This is a genomic window from Desulfoluna sp. CLI2B (assembly GCF_056847375.1).
In genome coordinates, this window is the sequence record NZ_CP186557.1 from 3,193,079 (window position 1) to 3,217,676 (window position 24,598).

28 protein-coding genes are annotated in these 24,598 nt (G+C 59.3%); 8 read left to right on the forward strand and 20 right to left on the reverse strand.

Going from position 1 to position 24,598, the window contains the following annotated elements; all coding sequences use genetic code 11:
- Positions 1-22: 22 nt before the first annotated feature.
- From ACOYW2_RS15005 to tmk, 20 genes are all read right to left on the reverse strand, one after another.
- Entirely contained in the window at positions 23-973 is a 951-nt protein-coding gene (locus ACOYW2_RS15005) for a UbiA family prenyltransferase (protein WP_482423621.1), read from the reverse strand.
- Positions 966-1,580: a cytochrome c oxidase subunit II gene (gene coxB / locus ACOYW2_RS15010; protein ID WP_482415654.1), complete on the reverse strand. Its 615-nt coding sequence runs from the start codon at positions 1,578-1,580 to the stop codon at positions 966-968. Before coxB ends, ACOYW2_RS15005 begins: the two co-directional genes overlap by 8 nt.
- A gap of 78 nt (positions 1,581-1,658) precedes the next feature.
- The gene (locus tag ACOYW2_RS15015) at positions 1,659-1,934 is read right to left on the reverse strand and encodes a cytochrome C oxidase subunit IV family protein (RefSeq protein ID WP_482415653.1); all 276 of its coding nucleotides are present in this window, start codon (positions 1,932-1,934) and stop codon (positions 1,659-1,661) included.
- Positions 1,935-1,944: 10 nt separating this feature from the next.
- The gene (locus tag ACOYW2_RS15020) at positions 1,945-2,352 is read right to left on the reverse strand and encodes a cytochrome c oxidase subunit 3 (protein ID WP_482770958.1); all 408 of its coding nucleotides are present in this window, start codon (positions 2,350-2,352) and stop codon (positions 1,945-1,947) included.
- 40 nt (positions 2,353-2,392) lie between these two features.
- Complete coding sequence (locus tag ACOYW2_RS15025; RefSeq protein ID WP_482770959.1) at positions 2,393-2,545, reverse strand: hypothetical protein; 153 nt, start codon at positions 2,543-2,545, stop codon at positions 2,393-2,395.
- The gene (locus ACOYW2_RS15030) at positions 2,542-4,182 is read right to left on the reverse strand and encodes a cytochrome c oxidase subunit I (protein WP_482415651.1); all 1,641 of its coding nucleotides are present in this window, start codon (positions 4,180-4,182) and stop codon (positions 2,542-2,544) included. The genes ACOYW2_RS15025 and ACOYW2_RS15030 overlap by 4 nt, the downstream gene beginning before the upstream one ends.
- Positions 4,183-4,330: 148 nt before the next feature.
- Positions 4,331-4,531 carry a hypothetical protein gene (locus tag ACOYW2_RS15035; RefSeq protein ID WP_482423624.1) on the reverse strand — a complete coding sequence of 67 codons (201 nt, stop codon included), beginning with the start codon at positions 4,529-4,531 and terminating at the stop codon, positions 4,331-4,333.
- Between the two features lie 100 nt (positions 4,532-4,631).
- Positions 4,632-5,171, reverse strand: a complete 540-nt coding sequence (locus ACOYW2_RS15040; protein WP_482423625.1) for a thioredoxin domain-containing protein — start codon at positions 5,169-5,171, stop codon at positions 4,632-4,634.
- A complete protein-coding gene (locus ACOYW2_RS15045) occupies positions 5,168-5,713 on the reverse strand; it encodes a DOMON domain-containing protein (RefSeq protein WP_482770960.1) in 546 nt (181 codons plus the stop codon). The genes ACOYW2_RS15040 and ACOYW2_RS15045 overlap by 4 nt, the downstream gene beginning before the upstream one ends.
- Positions 5,714-5,724: 11 nt before the next feature.
- Positions 5,725-6,150, reverse strand: a complete 426-nt coding sequence (locus ACOYW2_RS15050; protein WP_482415648.1) for a DUF2231 domain-containing protein — start codon at positions 6,148-6,150, stop codon at positions 5,725-5,727.
- Positions 6,151-6,615: 465 nt separating this feature from the next.
- On the reverse strand, positions 6,616-7,272 hold the full coding sequence (locus ACOYW2_RS15055; protein ID WP_482766997.1) for a class I SAM-dependent methyltransferase: 657 nt from the start codon (positions 7,270-7,272) through the stop codon (positions 6,616-6,618).
- 98 nt (positions 7,273-7,370) lie between these two features.
- Positions 7,371-9,614, reverse strand: coding sequence for a DNA translocase FtsK (locus tag ACOYW2_RS15060; protein ID WP_482415646.1), 2,244 nt, complete (start codon positions 9,612-9,614; stop codon positions 7,371-7,373).
- Positions 9,615-9,620: 6 nt separating this feature from the next.
- Positions 9,621-11,303 carry a ribonuclease J gene (locus ACOYW2_RS15065; protein WP_482766998.1) on the reverse strand — a complete coding sequence of 561 codons (1,683 nt, stop codon included), beginning with the start codon at positions 11,301-11,303 and terminating at the stop codon, positions 9,621-9,623.
- Positions 11,304-11,442: 139 nt separating this feature from the next.
- The gene (locus ACOYW2_RS15070; RefSeq protein ID WP_482766999.1) at positions 11,443-11,775 is read right to left on the reverse strand and encodes a hypothetical protein; all 333 of its coding nucleotides are present in this window, start codon (positions 11,773-11,775) and stop codon (positions 11,443-11,445) included.
- Positions 11,776-11,990: 215 nt separating this feature from the next.
- The gene (locus tag ACOYW2_RS15075; protein ID WP_482418872.1) at positions 11,991-12,176 is read right to left on the reverse strand and encodes a 4Fe-4S binding protein; all 186 of its coding nucleotides are present in this window, start codon (positions 12,174-12,176) and stop codon (positions 11,991-11,993) included.
- Positions 12,177-12,352: 176 nt separating this feature from the next.
- Positions 12,353-12,760: a hypothetical protein gene (locus ACOYW2_RS15080; RefSeq protein WP_482767000.1), complete on the reverse strand. Its 408-nt coding sequence runs from the start codon at positions 12,758-12,760 to the stop codon at positions 12,353-12,355.
- Between the two features lie 2 nt (positions 12,761-12,762).
- Positions 12,763-13,242, reverse strand: a complete 480-nt coding sequence (locus tag ACOYW2_RS15085; protein ID WP_482767001.1) for a hypothetical protein — start codon at positions 13,240-13,242, stop codon at positions 12,763-12,765.
- A 50-nt stretch (positions 13,243-13,292) separates the two neighbouring features.
- Complete coding sequence (locus ACOYW2_RS15090) at positions 13,293-14,651, reverse strand: DALR domain-containing protein (RefSeq protein ID WP_482767002.1); 1,359 nt, start codon at positions 14,649-14,651, stop codon at positions 13,293-13,295.
- Positions 14,576-15,676 carry a PLP-dependent cysteine synthase family protein gene (locus ACOYW2_RS15095; protein WP_482767003.1) on the reverse strand — a complete coding sequence of 367 codons (1,101 nt, stop codon included), beginning with the start codon at positions 15,674-15,676 and terminating at the stop codon, positions 14,576-14,578. The genes ACOYW2_RS15090 and ACOYW2_RS15095 overlap by 76 nt, the downstream gene beginning before the upstream one ends.
- Positions 15,677-15,802: 126 nt before the next feature.
- Entirely contained in the window at positions 15,803-16,450 is a 648-nt protein-coding gene (gene tmk, locus ACOYW2_RS15100) for a dTMP kinase (RefSeq protein ID WP_482767004.1), read from the reverse strand.
- 463 nt (positions 16,451-16,913) lie between these two features.
- Here tmk and ACOYW2_RS15105 point away from each other — a divergent pair, with 463 nt between their 5' ends.
- From ACOYW2_RS15105 to metG, 8 genes are all read left to right on the forward strand, one after another.
- A complete protein-coding gene (locus tag ACOYW2_RS15105) occupies positions 16,914-17,279 on the forward strand; it encodes an LptA/OstA family protein (protein WP_482418879.1) in 366 nt (121 codons plus the stop codon).
- A 24-nt stretch (positions 17,280-17,303) separates the two neighbouring features.
- A complete protein-coding gene (locus ACOYW2_RS15110) occupies positions 17,304-19,175 on the forward strand; it encodes an LPS-assembly protein LptD (RefSeq protein WP_482767005.1) in 1,872 nt (623 codons plus the stop codon).
- Between the two features lie 82 nt (positions 19,176-19,257).
- Positions 19,258-19,776 (forward strand): transcription termination/antitermination protein NusG, encoded by a 519-nt coding sequence (gene nusG / locus ACOYW2_RS15115; protein ID WP_246317822.1) that lies wholly within the window; start codon positions 19,258-19,260, stop codon positions 19,774-19,776.
- A gap of 204 nt (positions 19,777-19,980) precedes the next feature.
- Complete coding sequence (locus ACOYW2_RS15120) at positions 19,981-20,256, forward strand: HU family DNA-binding protein (protein ID WP_482767006.1); 276 nt, start codon at positions 19,981-19,983, stop codon at positions 20,254-20,256.
- A gap of 207 nt (positions 20,257-20,463) precedes the next feature.
- Entirely contained in the window at positions 20,464-20,775 is a 312-nt protein-coding gene (locus ACOYW2_RS15125) for a hypothetical protein (protein ID WP_482418881.1), read from the forward strand.
- Positions 20,750-21,481 carry a DNA polymerase III subunit gene (locus ACOYW2_RS15130; protein ID WP_482767007.1) on the forward strand — a complete coding sequence of 244 codons (732 nt, stop codon included), beginning with the start codon at positions 20,750-20,752 and terminating at the stop codon, positions 21,479-21,481. Before ACOYW2_RS15125 ends, ACOYW2_RS15130 begins: the two co-directional genes overlap by 26 nt.
- A gap of 152 nt (positions 21,482-21,633) precedes the next feature.
- Complete coding sequence (locus ACOYW2_RS15135; protein ID WP_180143215.1) at positions 21,634-22,443, forward strand: PSP1 domain-containing protein; 810 nt, start codon at positions 21,634-21,636, stop codon at positions 22,441-22,443.
- A 135-nt stretch (positions 22,444-22,578) separates the two neighbouring features.
- The gene (metG, locus tag ACOYW2_RS15140) at positions 22,579-24,513 is read left to right on the forward strand and encodes a methionine--tRNA ligase (RefSeq protein WP_482415638.1); all 1,935 of its coding nucleotides are present in this window, start codon (positions 22,579-22,581) and stop codon (positions 24,511-24,513) included.
- The last annotated feature ends 85 nt before the right edge of the window (positions 24,514-24,598 follow it).

Genomic DNA, 24,598 nt, shown 5'->3' on the forward strand with positions numbered 1-24,598 from the left:
CCTTCTCCGTTTTCACGTCGTTTCAGGGTATCATCAGGGCGATAAAATACACCACCAGGGACAGGTTCAGAAAGTTGAAGGCAAGGCCCGGCCTCTTGAGCACAAACAGGGTATGGGCAAAAAGCGGGGTCAGAAAGCCTGCATTGGTAAAGAGCAGGAGCAGCGCCCAATCCGAAAAGGGCGCCATGAAAATAAGGTGGTACAAGGAGAGATTATAGAGCATCACCCACATGAGGGTCACGAAGGCCAGGTCCGGATCCTTGAAGAGCTTCGTGATGGTGGGCTGATCGCTCTTTCTCAGCTCATCGGCGTGCTTGAGGTTCTGGATCATGGAATGGGGAATCTGCCACACCCCCACCACCAGAGCAGCGGAAAGCGCCCCGCGGTCCATGGGAGAGCCCCCGGCCACCATCCACCCGGCAAGAAGGGCGGCCATGCCGCACAGGGAACCGGGGAGCAGGGCCAGATGACTCTTCTTCTTTAGCGGGGTATACACCGCGTTGTAGAAAAAAAGTCCCACCAGGACCATGGCCCCGGGCCAGAGGCCGTCACCTGCGTCCACCACCAGCATGAGACCGAGGACGGCCATGAGACCCGCGCCCTTGAGCAGGGCAAGGACCCCGGCGGATTCCAGGGCCTCTTTGCGCCACCTTGTGCGAGGGATCTCCTGATCCTGGAGCCGATCCTGGATGTTGTTCACCAGGGCACCGGCCATGGCCGTCATGGTCACCCCCACCCAGGCCATGGAAGCCTGCATGACCCCGCCGTCGGGGTGAAACAGGCAGCCAGCGGCGGCCGCCAGGCCAATGTGGGCCGAGAGAAAGGCTTTGGAGAGGAGAAAAAAGGAGAGCACCCTTCCCTTCGGAGCGATCCTGGGTGGGGGATTCGTATCTGCCACGGCCATCTCCATCTCTTGGTTGAAACCGCCGTGTCCCGTGCTTTCCGTTCGGTTGCACGTCCTGCGGTCACTCATCGTCGTCCTCCTCCTCAAGAAATGCTTCGTAGGCCTCCTTGGAAACAATGGTCAGTGTGCCGTCCATGGTGGAGTGGCCTGTTCCGCAGAACTCCGTGCAGTGAAACACGAACTCCCCTTCTTTGTCGGGGAAAAACCAGGCCCGCGTGTCCATCCCCTTGACGGCGTCCATCTTCACTCGGAATGAGGGCAGGTAAAAGCTGTGAAGCACATCTTCGGATGTCAGGGTGATCTTCACCGGAACATTGACGGGGACCACCAGCTCGTTTTCGGTCTCCTTGTCGTTGGGGTAGACAAAGATCCAGGAAAACATCTGGGCGTAGGCCTTGATCTCCAGGGCGCCGTCCGGGACATTCCGAAGCCCCGTATACGCCTGCCAGCCGGACACAAACATGGCAATGGCGATACCCGTTGGAATCACCGTCCAGGCAAGCTCCAGCCACACATTGCCCCGGATATCCGATGCGTAAGGGTTCCGGCTCCTTCGGTACCGGATCACGAACCAGATCATCACCACGGTAATGGCAAAAAGAAACAGGAAGGAAAACCCAATGATAAAATAGAAGGACCGGTCCACCAGAGCCACCGGGTTGTTGTCCATGGGCATAATGCACTCCTTGGGAAAAGGGGAAACCGTACCGGCTCAGTACTCACTATTCACTATCTGCTGCTCACTATTCACCACTCAGGGCATCCGAAACGCCACATCCCAGAAGGTAAAACCGATCATGATGGCCAGGAAAAAAATGGTGCTGAGAAACGAAGCCACCACCAGGCGCCCCTCCATGCCGATGTGCATGAAAAAAAGCAGCACCAGGGAGGCTTTGGTGGAGGCAATGGCAAGGGCAACCCAGACGTTCAAAGGGCCCAGGTCCACATACGAGGCCGCCACCGTGACCCCGGTCAAGACAATGAGCGCGGCCAGGACGCCCATCAACCGTCCGTAGGATGCAATGTGCATGGGTCTCTCCTTAAAGGACCAGGTAAAAAAGTGGGAAGATAAAGATCCAGGCAAGATCCACAAGGTGCCAGTAGAGCCCGGCGTTTTCCAGGAAAACGTGATTTTCCGGCGTGATACGTTCCCTTGACACCAGCACAAAGGCCACGGTGAGAACGGTCATGCCGATGACGATATGAAGGCCGTGAAGGCCGGTGATCACATAGTAGAGCCCGAAAAAAATATTGCGGCCCGGCTCTCCGTATACCAGGTCATCGGAACCCGGGTAGATGCCCTCATGAATTTTGTGCCCCCATTCGAAGTACTTGTTCACCAGAAACACGAGGCCGCAGAAAATGGTGGCGCCCACAAGGATCAGCCCCAGCTTTTTCTGGTCTCTCTGCACGGCGGTAATGGACGAGGCTACGGCACAACTGCTCACCAGGAGGATCAGGGTGTTGGCAGCGCCAAAGAGCCGGAACCTAGGAACTTTTTCCCCCTTGAATAAAATCCCCGGGGTACTTGGCAAGGTAGACGGCGTAGAGCACAAACAGCCCGCCGAAGAGAATGATCTCGGTATAGAGAAAAAGCCACATGCCGAGACGCTTTCCTTTGTGATCCGTGGCCTGCCTCATGAGACCTCCGCGTCACCGGCCTTAGCCTTGACGGCACCGATACCGGTAAAATCATACGGGTAATCCGGGACCTCCGGGTCCTGGATGAAATTATGCAACGGCGGCGGCGACGGCACTGTCCACTCCAGGGTGGTTCCGCCCCAGGGATCGGCGGCAGCAATGCTGCCCCGTTTGACAGACACCATCAGGTTCGCCAGCATCAGCACGAGGCCCGCCAGCATAAAAGCCGCACCAAAGCCCGCCACAAAATTACCGGCCTCGTACTCGGGCAGGTAGTCGTAGTAGCGCCGCGGCATGCCCTGGAGCCCCAGCACAAACATGGGCACATAGTGAAGGAAAAAGCCAAAGGTCACCAAAACCGCCGCCCAGTAGGCCGCCTTAAAGTCATACATCCGCCCGAACATCTTGGGCCACCAGTGATGAAGGGCCGCAAAAAAGGCAAACCCGGTGCCGCCGAACATGGTGAAGTGGAAATGGGCCACCACAAAATAGGTATCGTGAACATGGATATCGGGACCGGCGGCCCCCAGGACCAGGCCGGTGAGCCCGCCCACGGAAAACAGGTAGATGAAACAGAGCCCGAAAAAGAGCGGCGGGGTCATGAGGATGGACCCTTTGTAGAGAGTGGCCACCCAACTGAACACCTTGATGGCCGACGGAATGGCCACGAGAAAAGTCAGCAGGGAAAAGACAAACACCGCCGTATCGCTCATACCGCTGGTGTACATATGGTGGGCCCACACCAGGGAGCCCACCACGGCAATGGCCAGGCTGGAAAAGGCCATGGCCTTGTAGCCGAAAACAGGCTTTCTGGCAAAGACCGCCATCACCTCGGAGATCACCCCCATGCCGGGCAGGATCATGATGTACACGGCCGGATGGGAATACATCCAGAAGAGATGCTGGTAAAGAATGGGATCCCCCCCTTTGTCCGGGTCAAAGAGCCCCACCCCCAGGAAACGCTCCACGATGATCAAAAGCAAGGTGATGGAGACCACCGGCGTGGCCAGGATCTGAACCCAGCTGGTGGCGTAAAGGCTCCAGGAGAACAGGGGCAGCTGGAGCCATCCCATCTTTTCGCTTCGCATCCGGTGGATGGTGGTAACAAAATTGATGCCCGTAAGCATACTGGCCAGCCCCAGCACAAAGGCGGCAAACACAGCGGTGGAGACATTGCTGTTGGTGCCCACACTGAAGGGGACGTAAAAGGTCCAGCCCGTGTCCGGTGGGCCGCCGATGAACAGCGTGGACAGAGCCAGGACCCCGCCGATGACGTAAAGATACCAGGAGAGCAGGTTGAGCTTGGGGAAAAAGACGTCGTCGGTGCCGAGCTGGATGGGCAGGATGAAGTTGCCGAAGATGGCCGGAATGCCCGGGATGATGAAGAGAAAAATCATGATCACCCCGTGGAGGGTGAACAGGGCGTTGTAGGACTGGGCACCCATGAGGGTCTCGCCGCGGAACATCAGCTCCAGGCGCATCAGCCCGCCCAGGAACATGGCCACCACGAACCAGAAAAGGATCACGAAGAGATACATAAGCCCGATGCGCTTGTGATCCGTGGTGATAAGCCAGGAGAGCACGCCCTTGAAGCGGGGCGGTGCCGGTGTCTCGAAAAACGAGGGAACCTGTTCCATCTCTGATCTCCGATCTCCGTTTAAATAGCAATCCACACAACATGAAAAAGGGCGATTCTCCATCCCCCCTCTCACCTATAACCTATGACCTCTTGCCTATGACCTCTCACCTATGACCTCTTACCTGCTTTTCCTATCCCCTGCCTTCCTACACCCTCTCCCTTCGCCGCCCCTTGGGCCCCAGCACCAGGTAGAGGAACATGAGCCCCACAAGGGTGAGGATCAGGGTACCCATGGACCGGTAGATATTCAGCACGTAGCTCCCCAGTTTTAACCAGTCAAAACAGAAGGTCACCACCTTGCGGATGGAGACCGACGCCATGCCGCGGGCGGCCTCCTGCAATCCCATTTTGATGTCCGCCGTCAGAAAGTCGGGTCCGTAAAGGTATCGGATGATTTTTCCCCGGGGAGCCACGGCAAGGGCCACATTGGGGTGGGCATAGGGGTTATTAATTGGTAAATCGGTAGCCCATGGAATCGCAGATCCGTGCGATGCTTTCGGGGTCACCCACCAGAAAGGTCCAGGCCTCCTCGGGGTAGCCGTCCCCCAGGATGTTCATGTACTGGGCCTTGGCCCGTGCAGCATCCGCAGGGGTCTCTTCCCGTGAAAAGCTCAAGGTCACCACCCGGTACTCCATGGCCGGAAAAAGGTCCAGGTCCCGAATCGCCGTGGCCATGGACGCAAGCAGGAGACTGCAGGACCGAGGGCAATTGTAATAGGCGGGAATCAGGAGGGTCGGAAGGTCCAGCACCTCTTCGAGGTTGACGGCCTCCCCTTTTTCATTCCAGAGCTTGCCCTCCGTGTAGAGGGTATCGCCTGGTTTTTCATCCACCCCCACATCCACGGCCGTCGACGACTCCACCATGACCATGGGCGCGTCGCCATGGTGCAAAGCCCCATGGTCCATCTCATCCTGGGAGAGACCGCGGGAGGCCCCAGCCGCCACAAGGACCAGCACACAAAGGGCCATGGCCGCCGCCCGGCTCACTTGACTTTCTCCGAAGCACCCGTGGACAGGGTTACCTGGTGCACCGACCTGAATTTATGGACAGAGCGAAAGCTGTCCCGGCCGCCTCCCATGCCCAGCAGCACCGTGGTCACGCCTTCGGGATCGAGGTCCGTGTCGTTTGCGTCTTCGGTCTTCAAGGGGATGGTAAAAAAGATCTCCGTGACGCCGCCCTTTTCGGAACCGGCAATATCGGTGGTGTTGTTTTCACCGCCGGATTTTGTGTCGGCCTTGTGGTTGCGCTCAGTGTTTCCGATGTGATCGGTGACCTTGACCTTCCCGGACTTCACATAGCCCATGATGAAGTTCGCGCCTTTCATCATCTTTTCCGGGTTAAAGCCAACTCCTACCCAGCCCGTGGTCCTGCCCGTAAGTTTCACGTGGAGGGTCTCCCCGCTCACCGTCCAGCTGAACGTCATGGGGCCGTCTTCAAGGGTGTACCTAAATTGATGGGTAGCCGCAAGGGCGGAACTGCCCCACAAGAAACAGACCGGAAGCATGATCCAGAAAGCCAACCGTTTCATAGCATCCTCCGTCAACCGTAAATGAGTTCGCCACCGGAGAATCCCAAGCCGATGACATTGGCAATGCCCAAGACATACAAAAAGCTCCGCAGGTCCACCCGCGGTGTCTCGGGATCGTCCAGAACCACGATGAGGATCAGAAGCACCGTAAGGATCACGGCCAGTACCATTTTCAAGCCGATGAGGTACTCCCACTCTCCCCCGTACCGGTGCTGCCAGTCCATCCACCCCACAATGATCGTGGGTGGTGTGCCCAGTAGTCCCAGCACCGCACAATGGTAACCGGTCCTGGCCAGCTCCTTCATGGGGGAAAGGATGGCTGTCACGCGAAAAATCAGGGCTCCCATCACAAGCCCCATGGGAATATGGGTTGCCGCCGGATGCAGGGGATGGTGAAACCCGACGCTCTCCAGTAAACCGTAGATGAACTCGACCATCGTAACCACCTCGCAGATTGGGTTGTGTGACAGCCTGAACAGTGGGAAACAAAACCGCCCGAAGGTGAGGGCCGTCCGCTCACAGCGGCCGGATACCCGGATCGGTTCTTGTTAACAAAGGGATATCCGTCAAGGCATCCCACCCATGGAAAGGTAAAAAAGGAAATGACACACGAAGGACTCGGCGAGTCGAAAACAACGCAGCGCAGAGGCTCGGAAAGGAGGGAAAAACAGGGGCGTCATGTCTTACAGCCCGGTGCAGGGCCCCGGGTGAGGCCCACGCAGATGGACATAGTTTATCAGAGTGAGCACAGGTGAGCAACACCCTTCATGCCCAAGGAGGGGCACACCGCCGTGGAGTGCAACGGAGAGGCATCAGTCGCCTGGAATCCGGTCAGCGTTGCACCATCGGCCTATGCCCAAGGGTGTCCGGTGGGGAGCAACGCTGTCCGGGCTCGCTGAAACCTAATAATCTTTTTCCGGGAGATCCGCCGGAAGCACCCCACAGGGGTAGCGCCTAAGAACGCCGAGGGAGCCCGTGCGTTCCAGCACCTCGAACTGCCCGGAGGCAACGGCCATTTTATAGATGTGGTGGGGGGCCTGCCCCCCCTCTTCGATGGAGTCGTAAATGTCGTGGATCAGGAGGTAACCGCCGGGGACCACGTGCCTTGCCCAGCAGGCATAGTCGTTGTAAGCGGCCTCGTAGGTGTGCCCGCCGTCGATGAACACAAGACTCAGGGGAGTGGCCCAGAACCGCGCAGCCACCGTGGACTTCGACACCATGGGGACCACGGTGTCATTGAGGTTGGCCCGGTCCATGGCGTTTCGAAATACGGCAAAGGTGTCCACCTTCTCCTCTTCGGCGTTCCAGAGGTCGGCATCAAAAAACATCTCCCCTTTCTGCTGCTCCTCCGAGCCCCGGTGGTGGTCCACGGCAAACAGCACGCTGCCTGCCTGGCGACAGGCCTCGCCGATCCAGAGGGTGGATTTGCCGCAGTAGCTGCCGATCTCAAGGCAGGGCCCCATCTTTGCCGCCTCGGCGGCAAGGGTGTAAAGGCGTGTGCCCTCTTCAATACTCAAAAAGCCTTTTACGCTGTCGATCAATGATCTGTCCAAAGCCATACAACACCAACTTTCCTCAAATGTCAGATAAAAAAAGGGGCACCCTTGACGGGATGCCCCGATCACATCAATGAAATAATGTCACCCGGCAGAAAACCCTACTCGTCATAGGATGCCACCAGGATCTCCCGGGACTTGGAGCCGTCGGCAGGGCCGATGACCCCGTCACGCTCCATGGCCTCGATGATGCGGGCGGCCCGGTTGTATCCGATACGCAGGTGACGCTGGACGCTGGAGATGGAAGCCTGCCGGGTTCGGGTCACCAGGGCCACGGCTTCGTCGTATTTTTCATCGTACTCCTCGTCGCCTCCTTCGGCGGCAGCCGCCTCAGGGGGCGTGTCGAGGATGGAGGAGTCGTAGCCCGGTCCCTGCTGCGCCTTCCAGAAACTGATAAGCTCACTGAGCTCGTCATCGGAGATAAAGGCCCCGTGGATTCGCATGAGCTTGGCCGTACCCGGCGGCAGGTAGAGCATGTCCCCCATGCCCAGGAGGTTCTCCGCCCCGTTGGCATCGATGATGGTCCGCGAGTCGGTCTTGGAGGAGACCTGAAAGGAGATACGCGTGGGAAAGTTCGCCTTGATGATACCGGTGAGGACATCCACGCTGGGCCGCTGGGTGGCCAGGATAATGTGAATACCCGATGCACGGGCCATCTGGGCCAGGCGGGTCAGGGCCACCTCCACGTCCCGGGAGGCCACCATCATGAGGTCGGCCAACTCGTCGATGATAATGACGATAAAGGGGAGCTTCTCCGGAGGCTCTGTGGGCTCCGGCGGTACCTGGGCGCCTTCGGCATCCTGGGGGGCCGGTTTTGCGGGCCCTTTTTTCTTGGCTTCCTGGGCGAGTTTCTCGGCTTTTTTGTTGAACTGGTCGATGTTCCGGACCTTGTACTGGGCCAGGAGTTCGTAGCGCCGCTCCATCTCCCGAACGGCCCAGAACAGAGCGTTGGTGGCCTTTTTCATGTCCGTGACCACCGGGGTGATGAGATGGGGGATGCCGTCGTAGACGGAGAGCTCAATGCGCTTGGGGTCCACCATGATCATGCGCACGTCGTCCGGGGTGGACTTGAACAGCAGGCTGGAGATCATGACGTTTAAGCCCACACTCTTGCCCGCGCCCGTGGCACCGGCGATGAGCAGGTGGGGCATCTTGTTGAGCTCGGCGGAAACAGGATTGCCCACGATGTCGTGACCGAGGCACATGCACAGCGGGGACTTGGACTTGATGAAACTGCTGGAGGTGACGATCTCCTTGAACCACACCTTGCTCCGGACATCGTTGGGCACCTCGATGCCGATGGCGTCCTTGCCGGGGATGGGGGCCACGATGCGGATGCTGATGGCCCTGAGGGCCAGGGCCAGGTCATCGGCCAGGTTCACGATCTTGTTGATCTTCACCCCGGGGGCGGGCTTGTATTCAAAGGTGGTGATCACAGGCCCGGGGGAAACCTCGGACACCTTGCCCATCACCCCGAAGTCCTCCAGCTTCTTCTCAAGCTGAACCGACAGCATGCGCAGGCTCTCGTTGTCGATGACCGCACCCTCTTCTTCGACGGGGTCATTGAGAAACGAGATGGTGGGGAGCCGGTACCCCTTGGTCTCGCCGGGGCTCATGAAGCTGAACTCAGCCTGCTGGGCCACGGTGGCGGTGTGGGCCTTTTTGGGCTTGACACTCTTGATCTTCACCTCGCAGGCATCGGCCGGTGTGCTCTTGGCCACCTTGCGGTTGGCCTTTCTCTCCTTGACCTTGGCGGTCTTCACACTCTTTTCCAGGTCTTTTTTTACCTTACGGCGCGCCCTGTGCTCCTGTGCTTTTTTCCAGCGCCCCCTCATAAAGTGGTAGAGGGCAATAAAGGAGAACCCGGTGGAGAGGATCAGGCCGATGAAAATGGCCACGCTGATAATGATGAGCCCGCCGGTGAGGTTGGTGTATTTCAGGAGCGCCCCTTTGAGCATGCTCCCAATCAGGCCCCCTGCGGGGAACCGGTTGTCAAAGAGGATATAGTAGTCAAGGCCCGAGACCATGGCCAGGAGGGTACCGGTGGCAAAAACCAGGATCACGCCGCCCCCGGTGATAAAATAGAGGCTCTTTCCCTCACGGTTGCTCAGGAAATGGACGCTGGCGATGAGCAGCAGCACCGGGATCCAGAAGGCCCCCATACCGGCGAGCCCGATGAGAAACCCGGCGATGTGGGCCCCCAGGAGCCCGAAGAGATTCTTGACATGGGCGGACGACGCCCCGGCATGGTTGATGGACGGGTCGGTCCAGTTGTAGGAAACCAGGCTGATCAGGGTCAACACCACAAGAAAAAACAGGAGGGTACCGGTGATCTCTTTTCGCATCCGAATCTACAGCTCCATGATGACGGGAACGATGATGGGTCGGCGCTTGATGGTAAAGTTGAAGTACTGGCGCAGCGCCTTTTGAATCTTGGACCGGATGAGATCCGTGCGGTTGGGGGCGTCCATGCCCACCTCCTCCACCACCTCAAGGATGACGCACTGGGCGTCGTCCAGAAGGTGCCCCGTGGCCGTCCAGAAGACAAACCCCCGGGAGACGATCTCAGGGCCGTACACAATGACCCCGGTCTCTTCGTCAAACACGATGGTCACCACCACCAGTCCGTCCTCGGCCAGCATCTGCCGCTCTTTCAGGACGCTGCGCCCCACGTCCCCCACCCCTTTGCCGTCCACCAGCACGCGGCCTGTGGCCACCTTGCCGTCCAGGCGAGCGCCGTCGTCGTCAAAGGTGATGATGTCCCCGTTCTCGGCCAGGACCACGTTTTCCTCGGGAATGCCTGCGGATTCGGCCAGGCGGGCGTGGTGCACCAGATGGCGATATTCGCCGTGGATGGGGATAAAGTAGCGGGGCCGGGTCAGGTGCATCATGGTCTTGAGCTCTTCCTGATGGGCGTGGCCCGACACGTGCACCGGCGCGGTTTTTTCGTACACCACGTTGGCGCCCAGGCGATAGATGGTGTTGATGATCCCTGCGATGGCCTTCTCGTTACCCGGGATGATCTTGGATGAGAAGACGATGGTATCGTCTTTCCGGATCTTGATGTGCTTGTGGTTTCCGGCGGCCATGCGGGCCAGGGCGCTCATGGGCTCTCCCTGGCTCCCGGTGGTGATGAGGATCAGGCGGTTGGCCGGGAAATCGTTGCTGCGACGGATGTCCAGCTCCATCCCCTGCGGGATATGAAGGTACCCCAGCTCCCGGGCAATTTTCACGGTGAGTTCCACGGAGCGTCCACAGAAGACCACCTTGCAGCCTTTTTTCTCGGCAATGTCCACGATCTGCTGGATGCGCGCCACGTTGGAGGCGAACAGGGCCACCACGATACGCCCTTCGGCGTCAAAGGCAATGCGCCTCAACGAATCGGCCACCTCGCCGTCGGAGATGGTGTAGCCGTGTTTTTCCACGTTGGTGGAGTCGGACAAAAGGGCCAGGACCCCCTTCTCCCCGTAACGGGCAAAGCTGTTGACGTCGGTCATGGTGGACTCGTTGCCCGACAGGTTGATCTTGAAGTCGCCGGTGTGGACAATCACGCCCCGGGGGGTCCGTACGGCAAGGCCCACCCCGTCCACCGTGGAGTGGCTCACCCGGATGGGGTCCACCTCAAAGGGACCGATGCGGAGCAGCTCCCCTGCGTGGAAAACATTGAGGGAGGAGGAGCCCAGGCCCGCCTGCTCTTCCAGCTTCCTGCGCACCACGCCCAGGGTAAAGGAGGTGCCGTAGACCGGTATGTCCACCTCTTTTAAAAGGTAGGGCAGTGCCCCGATGTGGTCTTCGTGGGCATGGGTCAGGATCACGGCCAGAATGCTCGAGGCGTTCTGCTTGATGTAATCCATGGACGGAATCACGATGTCGATACCGAGCATGTAATCTTCCGGAAACATCAGCCCGGCGTCGATGATGATCGCGTCATCACCGTACTCAATCACCATCATGTTGAGCCCGATCTCGCCCAGTCCTCCCAGGGGAATGATTCTCAAGGCCTTGTCGCCTTCCGGTGATACATTGTGTTCCATCTATTCACCCAGTCTCGTGATGTTGATTGATGATCTTGTCAAACGTGTATGATAATGGCCATCCATAGCCAAAGACGGCAAAGATGGGTGTTGCGTGTCTCCCATGCCGTCGGCACGGGGAGCGAAAGGGTCCATGACGCTAACAGAGGACCCCGGCCGCTTGGAAGAGCTCGTCCATGCGCCCCACAAGCCAGAGAAACTGTTGATCTGTCGCGTAGCCGATGCAGGGGCAGGTGACCTTTTTTCGTGTCCGGACAAGCAGTTCGCAGGAAAGGCTGGTGGGCCCCAACTCCAGGGCAAAAACATGGGGGGCGCAGTCCGTGTGTTCCCGCTGAACGTCATTGAGCAGTCCGCTGTCCAGGGGAAGCCAGTAAAGATCTCCCAGGGCCGATCTCTCCAGGTTGTCGTCCAACCAGGCTTTGATCTTGTCGTAATCCTCGGGTCTCAGTTCATCAATGACATACTGTTTCATAAACCAAACAATTCCGCTTTTAAGAGATATGTATAAAAAACCGACGTATCACAAAATGCTCTCCCGGGCAAGGTGGATGTTCACCCTCTGCAGGTGCCGGAAGCACAAAACCACGTGTTTTCAAAAGAGGATCTGAAAGGCGTGTACGAAAGGGGCGGGAAAAAAAATCCCCGACAGCGCCGGAGCACGTCGGGGATTCATGAAAAAAACGTCAACTAGTTTTCTTCAACAGTAATCGCGTCGGATTCGCAAACTTCAATGCAGCTTTCGCAGCCAAGGCACTCTTCTGCGTTTGCAGCGCTGGACTTGCCGTCCTTCATCTCAAATATCCTGCGGTCGCGTGGCTCACACTCTTCGCAACCGGTGCACTTGTCGACATCTACTTTAGGTTCGAAACCCATCTTAAAGCCTCCTTAAAAAATATTCAGTTATATTCTCACCCAAACTAAAATCAGGCTGAAAACGCCTGAAAATAATCTGTCCTGACGAAGTCAGATCTATTCATTATATATTTTTCAGGGGCTGTCAATATGGTTTTTAAAAAAGTAGCATCCATAAAAAGCCCCTTGCGCAATCACTAGTCAGGGGCAATCTCTTCCGCCAAGACGAAGACCACATCTTCTTTTATTTCAGAACCTTGAACAGTCCGATTCTGCAGGGAAACATTTGTCCCGCGAGCAAACCGGTTAAATAGATTATACGGGTGTTCACCACGAGCGATGCATATCGTGAACGTGACGGGCACCCCACCGTCATCGGACCCCGTTTCCAGGGGGACTCCCGAAGGGTCCCCGGCAAACAGGGCTTCCAGGCTTTCGCGCCTCAGGCCCACGCCCCGGAGCACCCCGAGCTCTTCCAGGGCAATGCCTCCGTGCTCCGCCACCAGATCCAGGGCTTCCCGGCTGGTGGTGACAAAGAGGCGGTCCGGGCAGGCCTCCCCTTCGGCTGTGAAGAGGCTCCCCCAGGCAGAGAGGCGCTGCATCATCTTCACCTCCCCGCCGCCTTTTCTCGCGGGATTCGACGGCTTCGGCCCTCCGCCACCTCTCCTTTCAAGGTATCCAGAAGCGCCTGCTGCCTGGCGTCGATGCGGCACAGGTCGTCATCCAGATCCCGGTGCCTCAGGTCATACTCTGCGGCCAGGCTGAGAAGGGCCCGGGCCGTGGTCACGGCATCGGCCCCCTCGTTGCGGGCCGTATCGCCCTTGATCTGGCGCTGGAGCTCACATTTGATCTGGGAGGCGAGCAACTCATCCAGAGGGTCCACCCGCTGGCCCAGGCCACGGGCATAGGTGGCAAGCCCCTCCCCATGGAGCCCGCTGAACTGCCGCCAGTCCGCCAGCAGGGCACACAGGCGCGCCTCCTCTTCAGGGGAGGGACCAAGGGCTGTGACCCCGTCGGGGACAGGGTCTGCGGTCGATGCCTTGGTGATGACCACCTCGTCGAACAGCGGCGTCAGCACCTGGGCCACGGCATCGCTCATATGGGTATGGGGAAAGTATGGTCCACGCGCATCATTATTCAGTAATCCTCCGATGTTAAATCATCTTTCTTTAAGGTATGCGCCGCTTGCTGCGGCATCAAGACCCATGTACCGTGCACGGCAAAATCGCCACCTTCGTCGACCCGGGCGTCCCGAACGGTGACCCCCATGGCCTCCAGACGGTCACGCAGGGCATCGGCCCGGTCCCACGCCCCCATCTCCCTGGCCCGGTCCCGCTCAGCCACCAGGGACGCCACCTCATCGCGGCAGGTCCCCTTTTCATCCGAAAAGTCAAAGACCCCGAGGACCTGATCCACATCCCGAAAAATCTTGAGAAGCTCCCGGGCGCCGTCCGCGTCGATCCAGCCATCGCCCAACAGGGCGTTGATCCGCCGGATGGCCCGAAATATAACCGCCAGGCAGCGGGACACGTTGAGGTCGTCGTCCATGGCATCAATGAGGCCCCGCCGGATATCGTAGACAACCTGGTCCAGGTCGGTGAAGGGACGCCCGGACTCCCGCGCCATGAGGGCATGGATGCAGGCATCAATCTTGGCAAGGGCCTTGGCCGCCTCCTCCAGGCGCTCCCGGGAAAAGTTCAGGGGCTTGCGATAGTGCCCGGACAGAAGCCAGTACCGCAGGACACGACCGTCAAAGCCCATGCCCCGAATATCCTCCAGGGTCATGCGTTCGCCGTTGCCAGCCATCTTGCGGCCACGGACCAGAACCCGGTCGCAGTGGAGCCAGAACCGGGCCAGGGGCTCGCCGGTGAGGGCCCGGGCTATGGCCTCTTCGTTTTCATGGTGGGGGAACAAAAGCTCCCGGCTGCTGGTGTGAATATCGAAACCGCCCCCCAGAAACGCCATGGAGATGGCCGCGCACTGCACGTGGAGGGAGGGCCGAACCCGCCCCCACCGGGTGGCAATGCTCACACCCATCTCACGCTCCCGGCCCCGGGTGCGTTTAAAAAGGGTAAAGTCCCGGGGGTTCTCCTTTTCATATTCATCCAGGTCCACGGTGGCCCCCAGGCGGATCTTCTCCAGATCCACCCCGGACATACTCCCGTAAGTCTCCACCTGGGAGATGTCAAAGTAGACGGACCGCAGCTTTTCGTAGGCCACTCCTTTTTTAAGGAGCTCCTCGGTGACCGATACCATCTTATCCACGTGATCGCTCACCTTGGGACAGGCTTCGGGAGCCTTGATGGTCAAAGCGGCAAGGTCCTTGTGGAACAAGTCGATCCAGTGACGGGTAAATTCAGCCAGGGGCACGCCCTGCTCCGCAGCACCGGCAATGGTCTTGTCGTCCAGGTCCGTGATGTTCACCACATGGCGAACGGCAAACCCCCGGTAGCCCAGATAGCGGCTGAGAAGGTCCGAGAAGAGAAAGCGGCGCATGAGGAAGGGTCGAGTCGCTGATGGACCGTGGGGCCACAGGAATAAAGGGTCACCACCCCGGGATCTTTGGGGGCGAACATTTCCCGCCGACCGGTGCGGGTGTTGTACAGCATAGGCCCGGGCTTGTCCTTGACGGAAAAGAGATGCGTGGAGAGATACCGTTCCCCGCCGTCAGGCAGGATCACCACCACGGTCCCCGACTCCATGGCCTCAGCCTCCTTGACGGCGGCCACCATGGCCGCCCCGCTGCTCATGCCCACAAAGAGCCCTTCTTCTGCGGCAAGGCGCCGGGTCATCTCAAAAGCTTCGTCGTCTTCGACGTTAACCTTCTCGTCCAGGCGGCTGCGCTCATAAATAGGGGGCTCATTGGCCTCCTTCATGTTCTTGAGACCCTGGATGCCGTGGCCGAGATAGGGTTCGACCCCCACAATACGAATCTCCGGCCTGTACTCTTTCATGCGCCGGGAGAGCCCCATGAGGGTCCCGGTGGTGCCCATGGAGGCCACCACGCAATCCACCTGCCCCTCGCACTGCGCCCAGACCTCCGGGCCGGTGCCGTGGTAGTGGGCCATCCAGTTGGCCGGGGAACTGTACTGATTGCTGCGATAGTAGGCCTCCGGGTGTTCGGCCACAAGCCGGGTGACCTCGTCGATGGCCCCGTCGGTGCCCAGGTGGCCCGGGGTGAGGACAATCTCAGCGCCCCTTGCGCGAAGGATCTTCTGGCGCTCTTCGCTCACGGCCTCGCTCATGGCCAGCTTCAGTCGGTACCCCTTCACCGAACAGACCATGGCCAGGCCGATGCCCGTGTTGCCGCTGGTGGCTTCGATGACTGTCTTGTCCGGGGTCAGGGCCCCGGTTTTCTCCCCATACTCGATCATGGACAGGGCGGCGCGGTCTTTGATGGAGCCACCGGGGTTGACATACTCAAGCTTGGCAAGGATACGCACGCGGGGGTTGGGATTCAAGCGCGTCACCTCCACAAGGGGGGTGTTGCCGATGGCATCCAGAATCGTATGGGTCGTCATGGTCTCAGCTCTTTTCATCCCTCAGCCCGGATATTTCATAAAAAAAAGGGCTATTTGCAATTATTCAAACCTATTAGAGGCGGTTGCTGTGAAAAAATTAGACATTTCAAAAACACAAAATGTAATTCACGATTTTCTCACCCTTCGGGCGAGCCGTTCATCAATGGCCCGTGCCACGGCCTCGGTTACCTCATCGGGAGAGAGGGTGGCATCAATAATCACAAAGCGGTCGGGCTCACGGTGGGCAAGGGCCAGGTAGCCGGCCCGGACCTTCTCGTGAAAGGCCAGGGCCTCCTGCTCAAACCGGGATTCAGCAACGGTGCGGTCCCCCGCCTCAATGGCGGAGATGGCCCGTCCCAGGCCCACCTCGAGGAGTCCGGAGATGAGGGTCAGGTCGGGCCGCAGCCCTTTAAGCACCATGCCGTGGATCTTCTCAATCACCTCAAGGTCCAGGCCCCGGGCATATCCCTGGTAGGCGGTGGTGGCATCGAAAAAGCGGTCGCTCACCACCACGTCACCGGCCTCAAGGTGGGGAAGAACCCGCTCCCCCAGGTGCTGGGCACGGTCGGCCGCATAAAGGAAAAGCTCCGCAAGGGAGGTAAGTTCACGGTTCTCCGGGTCCAGAAGGATCGCCCGAATTTTCTTACCGATGGGCGTATCTCCGGGCTCCCGCGTGGTGATGCACCGGCGCCCCAGCTTCTCCAGGTGGGCCGTTATCCGTTTTATCTGAGTACTCTTCCCAGAGCCCTCAATCCCTTCAAGGGTAATCAGCATAGTCGTTCCTCAACTCATTTCCGGTGGCTTCGTTTCCACGCAATGCGGCATGTGCCGTACAGTCCCCGCCCCATGTTCAACTTGACTTTTCAGGGTATTCGGGGTTTATAACTCGGGTGGTCTCGAAAACGTCCCGTCGGCACGTCTAAAGGACAGGGGCCGGACCGACCCACAGGGCAACGGTATACGCACCCGGTAAATTCAGCAATACTCTTCAACGCCACGGCATCTTCTTCCTCAGGCAATGAGGAGATGCAGGGCGTTTTCAGCCCGTGACTTTTTTCGAGGGCATCATACGTGATGGCCGGGGAAAAATCAAAGCCACACTTGTTCTTCGACGCCTCGACGTCGGTCGGATCCCACAGGGCCCGTCCACCGGGGCACCCTGGGCCGTCACCGGCCGGAGACCTCAACCCAGCCCCTTAGTCATTGGGGGTGACAGACGACACAGGCACGCTTCAACATGGTCTTTCCGCACAGATTCACATGGTTTCTCCTGCTAAGCATCCTCACCCTTACGGTTCAATCCGCCTCTGCCGCCCCCACGCCCGGCAAGGCCCCGGTAAACATCACCGCGGACAGCCTGGCCCATGACGCGGCCAAAGGGGTCTACGTCGCCGAAGGCAACGTTTTGGTCACCGACGGTTCGGTGACCCTCCACGCCGACCACGTGACCTACCACATCCAGGAAGGCACTGCCGAGGCCGAGGGCGATGACCTGGAGACCGACAAAGACGGCCGCCCGGAGGCCGCCCATCGCCTGCGCCATCGACTCGCCAAGCACCATCACGACGAGCAGGTGTTCATCAAGCATCACCGTACCTGGTGATCCCGGCGCACCCGCTGCCGAAGGGTGAGGACGACGCCCGCCGAAGGGTCGCGCATCACCGCCTGCGACAGCAAGGCCGGACTGGTTCGGTCCATCACCGGTCGCAAGCTGGACATCACCATCGAAGGCTACGGCACGGCCCACCACGTGATGCTCAAAACGGCCGGCCTCCCCGTAATCTACACCCCGTACCTCCTGTTCCCCGTTAAAATCAAACGGCAGACAGGCCTGCTGGCACCCCTTGTGGGCTACTCCTCACGCAAAGGCCTGGACATCATCCAGCCCCTGTTCGTCACCATGGGCGACAGCATGGACGCCACGGTCTACACAAACTACATGACCGAACGCGGCCTCCGCGGAGGCGTTGAGTTCCGGTACATGGCAAGCGCCCTGTCCAGGGGGATCTTCTCCGTCGAAGGCCTCGACGACCAGAAAATCGACGACGGCACCAGCGCCAACTCCGATTACGGATACGACGGCTCCCCGGACCGCACCAACACGGACCGCTACTGGTTCCGCGGTAAGGCCGACCAGGAACTCGGCGGCGGGTTCAAAGCCAAACTCGATCTGGACTGGGTCAGCGACCAGGATTACCTGAGGGAGTTCAAGGACGGCCCCGGAGGCTTCGAAGCCACCCAGGACGAGATGGAAGAGTTCATGGGACGTACCCTTGATGACTACACCGACACGGTGAGGACCAACAAGCTCTCGGTCACCAAAACCACCAACGCCTTCACCGCCAGCCTCGCGGGCATCTGGAACGATGACGTCGTGGCCCGCTCCCAGGACACCGAGGACTCCACCCTCCAGCAGCTGCCCACCCTCACCATGACCCAGTCACGGACCGCCCTGGGCACCACGCCCCTCCAGGTCTCCGTCACGGGCGGGGCCACCAGCTTCTACCGGGAAGACCTCACCGACGCCCTCTACGACGGCGAGCGCACCTACGTCCTGCCCAAGGTCTACATGCCCTTCAAGGTGGGCGCCTTTTCCGTGGATCCCAGCGCAGGGGTGAAAGGCCTCTGGTGGGATATCGACACACAGGATTCATCCGATGCCCTTTCCGGGACCCATTCCGCCGCCGTTCCCGAGTTCACCACGGACATCTCAACGGAGTTTTACCGGATTTTCAACACAGATGCCGACTGGGCGGACAAGGCCCGCCACCGAATCAAGCCGACCCTGACCTACGACTGGCAGGATCGCCTGGAGGAGTCCGAGTACCCGCGCTTTGACTCCATTGACGAAATCGACGGCAAAAACCAGATCACCCTGAAGCTGGACTCCATCCTGACCTCCAAGAAAAACGGCGAGGGTATCCCCGTCTACCGGGATCTCCTCACCGGAACCATCTCCCAGACCTATGATATCCAGGAAGAGCAGGAGTCCGACCCCACCAAATGGCGCAACGGCCTCACCCAGGAACCCTTCAGGCCCTTTTACGCCGAGCTGATCTTCAACCCGGCCATGAACCTCTACTTCAAATTTGACGGCACCTGGAGCTGGTACGAATCCGAAATGCTCACCCAGAACACCGCCCTGATCATGGGAACCGAAGAGACAAGGCTCTTCAGCATCAGCCACCGAAAAAAGCGGGACCCCCTGGAGAGCATCCACGAAAGCCTGGGCATCACCCCGTCCACAAGCTACGAGTCCACCAACAGCCTTGTGGCCCGGTTTAAAACGGGCCTCTTTGACCGCATCACCCTGGACTGCGACTACGAGCGGGACATCGAGGAAAACGAAGACATCAAGAAATCCGTAGGCGTCACCTACACCTCCTCATGCTGGTCCCTGTTCACCCGGTATGAAGACTCCACCGACGACACGAAAATCGTCTTCGGCGTGGAGCTGACCGGCCTCGGCGGCTTCGACAGCAGCTACGACGCCAACTGATCAAGACAACAGAACTGCGCGCCGTACCCTCCTTATTGGGAGAACGGCGCGCCACCCATGACACCTTTTTGAGGATCTTCACATGACGATTATCACCCCGACGGATGAGATGTGGTACGCCCTTCACACGCGGAGTCGATTTGAAAATGTGGTATTCGAAAACCTGACCAAGAAGTCCTTTGAGACCTTTCTCCCCAAAATGAAAAAGCCGAGCCGGCGAAAGGACCGCCGTGTGGTCCTGGATGTCCCCATCTTTCCCGGCTATGTCTTTGTCAAGGCGGGGCTTACCCCTGAGAACCACCTTTCCATCCTGAAGACCATCGGCGTGGTCCGCGTCCTGGGGAGCACCCGGGGACCGGTGGCCATCCCGGAGGAGTCCCTCTCCTCCCTTCAGATCATGGTCTCCGCCGGGGAAGAGATCTTCACCGCCGCCACCTTCCTGGAAGGGGAGGCGGTCATTGTGACCCGGGGCCCCTTTGAGGGGATCACGGGCATCTTTGCCAAAAACCTCGGCCAGGGCCGGGTCATCGTCAATATTGATATCCTGGGGCAGTCAGCAGCGGTCCATGTTTCCGACACGGACATCGAACGCGTCCCGTAAAACGAGGTTTAGAACGCCCCGCCCCTTGCATCCCCGAGGGACGGGGCCGTCGAAAAATCAGGGGATTTCACTTTTTTCCGCAATCCGCTCAAAACTTCTCCATAACCCCTTGACTTGCTATGGATTTACGTTTATTTAAGAGCGATGCAACGCCCGCGAGGCGTCCAGATTGAAAGATAAGTCTTAGTATTCTAAGGAGGATGTATGAATAAACTGGAGCTGATCTCCACACTGAAAAACGAAGCCAATATCTCCAAAGCGGAAGCTGCGGAGGTTGTACAGATCTTTTTTGATTCAATGACCGACGCCCTGACCCGCGGAGACCGCGTAGAGATTCGCGGCCTCTGCTCTTTTTACGTCAAAGAGTACAAGAGCTACACCGGCCGCAACTGCAAAAGTGACAACAAAGTGCTCATCAGCCCCAAAAAGCTGCCCTTCTTCAAGTGCGGCAAGGAGCTCAAGGAGCGCGTGGACTACTAGCGCCCCTTTTTCCGGGTATGGCACCGCCCGCCGACAACGGCTCGGCGGTGTCCCCGACTCCCGTCGGGACAGCCAAGGCACTGCCGGGACGGCCGGCAAAGGCAACCGCCTCACAGCCGTCCCGAGTCACGTGCCGTTTTTTTTTGAGAAAAATGGCGGTTTTCACCCGGAGACCCCGCGTCATCATACTCACAGGTGGCACCATCTATGTTAGAACACTTCCCAGAACAGGAGCAGCCACTTTCCGCCCTCCTGTCCATGACACGTCACGACACCCTCCCCCACGCCCTGCTCTTCTCCGGCCCCGCCGGAACCGGCAAGGCCGAAGCAGCCCTTACCCTGGCCCAGATCCTCAACTGCCAAAGCCCCGACACACCGTCGGAGCCCCAGTGCCACCCCCTCTTCTCCCTTCGCTGCGGCACCTGCCGAAGCTGCCGTAAAATCGAGGCCGGAAGCCACCCGGACATCCGGGTTATCGAGCCGGACGGCACCCGTGCTGGAATTTTCGCAGATCCGTGATCTATGCAATACTCTGCTTGCAAAACCGCTGGAGGCAACCCATCGGGTCATTGTGATCCGGGAGGCGGGCCACATGAACCGCGAGGCAGCCAACGCCCTTTTAAAGGTGCTGGAAGAGCCTCCGGCCGGGACTTTTTTTATCCTGACCACCTGCCAGCCTTCGGAGCTTTTGCCCACGGTCCTGTCCCGTTGCCAGCTCGTCGCGTTTCGGCCCCTTGAGCAGGAAACCGTGGTCCGATGCCTCACGGCAGAGACGGACCTGCCCCGGCAGCAGGCCGAAGCAGTGGCCGCCTTAAGTGACGGCAGCTATGCCCGGGCCCTTGAGATGGTTTCGGGGAAAGGCGGCGTGGAGGCCTGGCTTGCACAGCGCAACTGGCTCTTTACGGCCCTGCCCCTGCCGGGACGGGGAGATCTCTCCCATGCACTGGCCTTTGCCGAGGTGCTGGGAAGGGACAAAGAGAAGGCCATCCGGTCCCTCTCACTGGTCGGGCATTACCTCCACGACCTGATGGTCTGTAAACTGGACCCCGGGCGTGTGGTAAACCGCGACCTCATGCCGCAGCTGGAAGCCGATGCGGCCCGATTCGAGATGCCGCGGCTCACCGCCATGGCCGACACGCTCCGGGACACCCTTCAGCGCATCGACGGCAACACCGTGTTGCGGCACACCCTGGAGGTGATGGCGTTGAAGCTGATGCAGAGCTGATCGCTTTCGGCTTCCCCCAATTGTCGTGCCCCTTTGCCTCGGCAGGCTGCACCGCAGCCTTACTTACGCCGTGCACGAAGGGGCATACGTGCTTTTCCGCATGCCCATGCGGCAAGCAGCCTTTTTTCACCCAAGCAGTGTGGCACAGACCTATGGAAAAAGTAGTCGGCATTCGGTTCAAACCGGCCGGAAAAATATACGATTTCAACAGCGGTCCCTATGTCCTCAACGTGGGCGACAAGGTGATCGTCACCACCGAGCAGGGGCTCGGCTTAGGGGTGGTGGCCACCCCGCCGGAACCCCTGGAAAAAAAAGAGACCGGCAGCCCTTTGAAAAAGGTGTTTCGCCTGGCCACGGAAGAGGACGTCAGGCAGCGGGAGAAGAACATCCTTCTCGAAACCGAGGCCCACGACTTCTGCCAGCAGCAGGTGGAAAAACTCGGCCTGGAGATGAACCTCTTTGCCGTGGAAAGCACCTTTGACGCCAGCAAGCTCACCTTTTTCTTCACGGCCGACGGACGCGTGGACTTCCGCGAGCTGGTCAAGATCCTTGTCCGTCAGTTCCGCCTGCGCATTGAAATGCGCCAGGTGGGCATCCGCAACCAGGCCAAAATGTGCGGGGGCCTCGGGCGATGCGGCCGGGAGATCTGCTGTTCGTCCTTTATTGAGAAGTTTGAGCCTGTCTCCATCAAAATGGCGAAGGAGCAGGGACTCTCCCTCAACCCCACCAAGATTTCCGGCCTCTGCGGACGGCTCATGTGCTGCCTGACCTTTGAAGACGCCACCTACAAGAAGCTCAAAGAGCGTTATCCCAAGGTGGGAAAATTCGTCACCACGGACAAGGGCCGCGGCAAGGTCATCCGTCACAACGTCATCTGCAACCGCCTCACCGTCAGGCTCGATGAGGGGGGCGAGTACGAAGCCGACCTGGACAACGTCAAACCGGACAAACCCAGAGGATAAGAAGCCTTACCCGGCAAGGCGCCCTTCATGCACCCGGCGGTGCCGTCACGACTGCCCGCCCGGTGCCTTCAGGCCCCTTTGCGCAGCCGGAGCCTGCGGGCACGACCCAGAACAGAACCAACAGAGATGAGATCCATGAACCAGACCGATCCTTTTTATATTACCACGCCCATCTACTACGTTAACGCCAAGCCCCACCTGGGTCATGCCTACACCACCATCGCAGCCGACGTGGTGAGCCGCTTCCACAAAATGCTCGGCGCCGAAACTTTTTTCCTTACCGGCACCGACGAACACGGGGACAAAATCGCCGAGGCGGCTGAAGCCAACGCGTGCAGCCCCAAGGAGTACGCCGACCAGATCAGCGCCCTCTTCAGGGACCTGTGGCCCAAGCTTTCCGTTGAAAACGATCACTTTATCCGTACCACCGACGAAAGCCACAAGAAGGTGGTGGCCGACATCCTCCAGAAGATCTACGACAACGGCGACATCTACTACTCGGAATACGAGGGCCTCTACTGCGTGGGATGCGAGCGTTTCTACCTGGAACGTGAGCTGGTGGACGGCAAGTGCCCGGACCACAAAAAAGAGCCCAAGCGCATCAAGGAGTCCAACTACTTCTTCCGCATGGGCAAGTACCAGCAGTGGCTCATCGACCACATCGAGGCCAACCCCGACTTTATCCGCCCCAAACAGTACCGCAACGAGGTGCTCTCCTTTTTAAAGGAGCCCTTAGAGGATCTCTGCATCTCCCGGCCCAAGTCACGCCTCACCTGGGGCATCACCCTGCCCTTTGACGAAAACTACGTCACCTACGTCTGGTTCGATGCCCTGCTCAACTACGTCTCGGCCCTGGGATATCCCGAAGACGACAAATTCGCCACCTTCTGGCCCAAGGTGCAGCACATCGTGGCCAAGGACATCCTCAAGACCCACGCCATCTACTGGCCCACCATGCTCAAGGCGGCAGGCCTCTCCCCTTTCAACACCCTCAACGTCCACGGGTTCTGGAACATGGGCGACGCCAAGATGTCCAAGAGCCTCGGCAACGTGGCCAGCCCCGATTACCTGCTGGAGACCTACGGCGTGGACGCCTATCGGTTCTTCCTCATGCGGGACATGGCCTTCGGCCACGACTCCAACTTCTCGGAAGAGGCCATTGTCAAGCGCATCAACTACGACCTGGCCAACGACCTGGGGAACCTCTTCTCCCGAGTGGTGGCAATGAGCTTCAAGTACTTCGGCGGGGTGGTTCCCGAGCCCGATGCCGCCCTCATGGACGAGCTCTCCCTGGCCGGCGACGCGGATGCTGCCCGCGAGGCCTTCCGCACCGAAATGCCCCTTTTCGCCTTTGACCGGGCCCTGAAAGGGATCTGGACCTTTGTGGGCCGCATGAACAAATACGTGGACGAGACAGCCCCCTGGGACCTGGCCAAAGACGAGGCCCAGGCCCCGCGTCTGAAGACGGTCATGTACAACCTCCTGGAAGGTCTCCGGGTGGTGGCCGGGCTCATTTCCCCGGTCATGCCGGGCACGGCAAAGGCCATGCTGGAACACCTGGGCACAGGGGACACCCCCATGCTCCTCTCCTCCTTTGAGAACTGGGGCGCCCTTGCCCCGGGCGGTGCCATCACCAAGGCCAAGGCGCTCTTTCCCCGCATCGACCTGAAGGCCTTTGAAAAGGCCCAGGCCAAGGACAAGCCCGCCCCGGCCAAAAAGGCCCTGGCAACGCCCCTGAAGCCGGAGATCAGCTTCGACGACTTCCAGAACCTGGACCTGCGCGTGGGAACGGTTCTTGATGCCGAGCCCATTCCCAAGGCCAACAAGCTCCTCAAGGTCACCGTGGACTTGGGGGAAGGCACGCCCCGCACCGTGGTGGCGGGCATCGCCAAAAGCTACACCCCGGAAGAGCTCAAGGGAACCCAGGTGGTGGTGGTTGCCAACCTGGCCCCTGCCACCCTCATGGGCGTGGAGTCCCAGGGCATGCTCCTGGCCGCCACCAAGCGCAAAAACCTCTCCCTTGCCACCTTTGATGTGGAGGGTTTGAAGCCGGGAACACCCGTTAAGTAATCGTTTCGCCGCCTTGACGAAAAAAGGCATGGAGACATGGACACGGCGTCAGCCCGAAGGCCCTTCGGGCTGACGCATCCCGGCT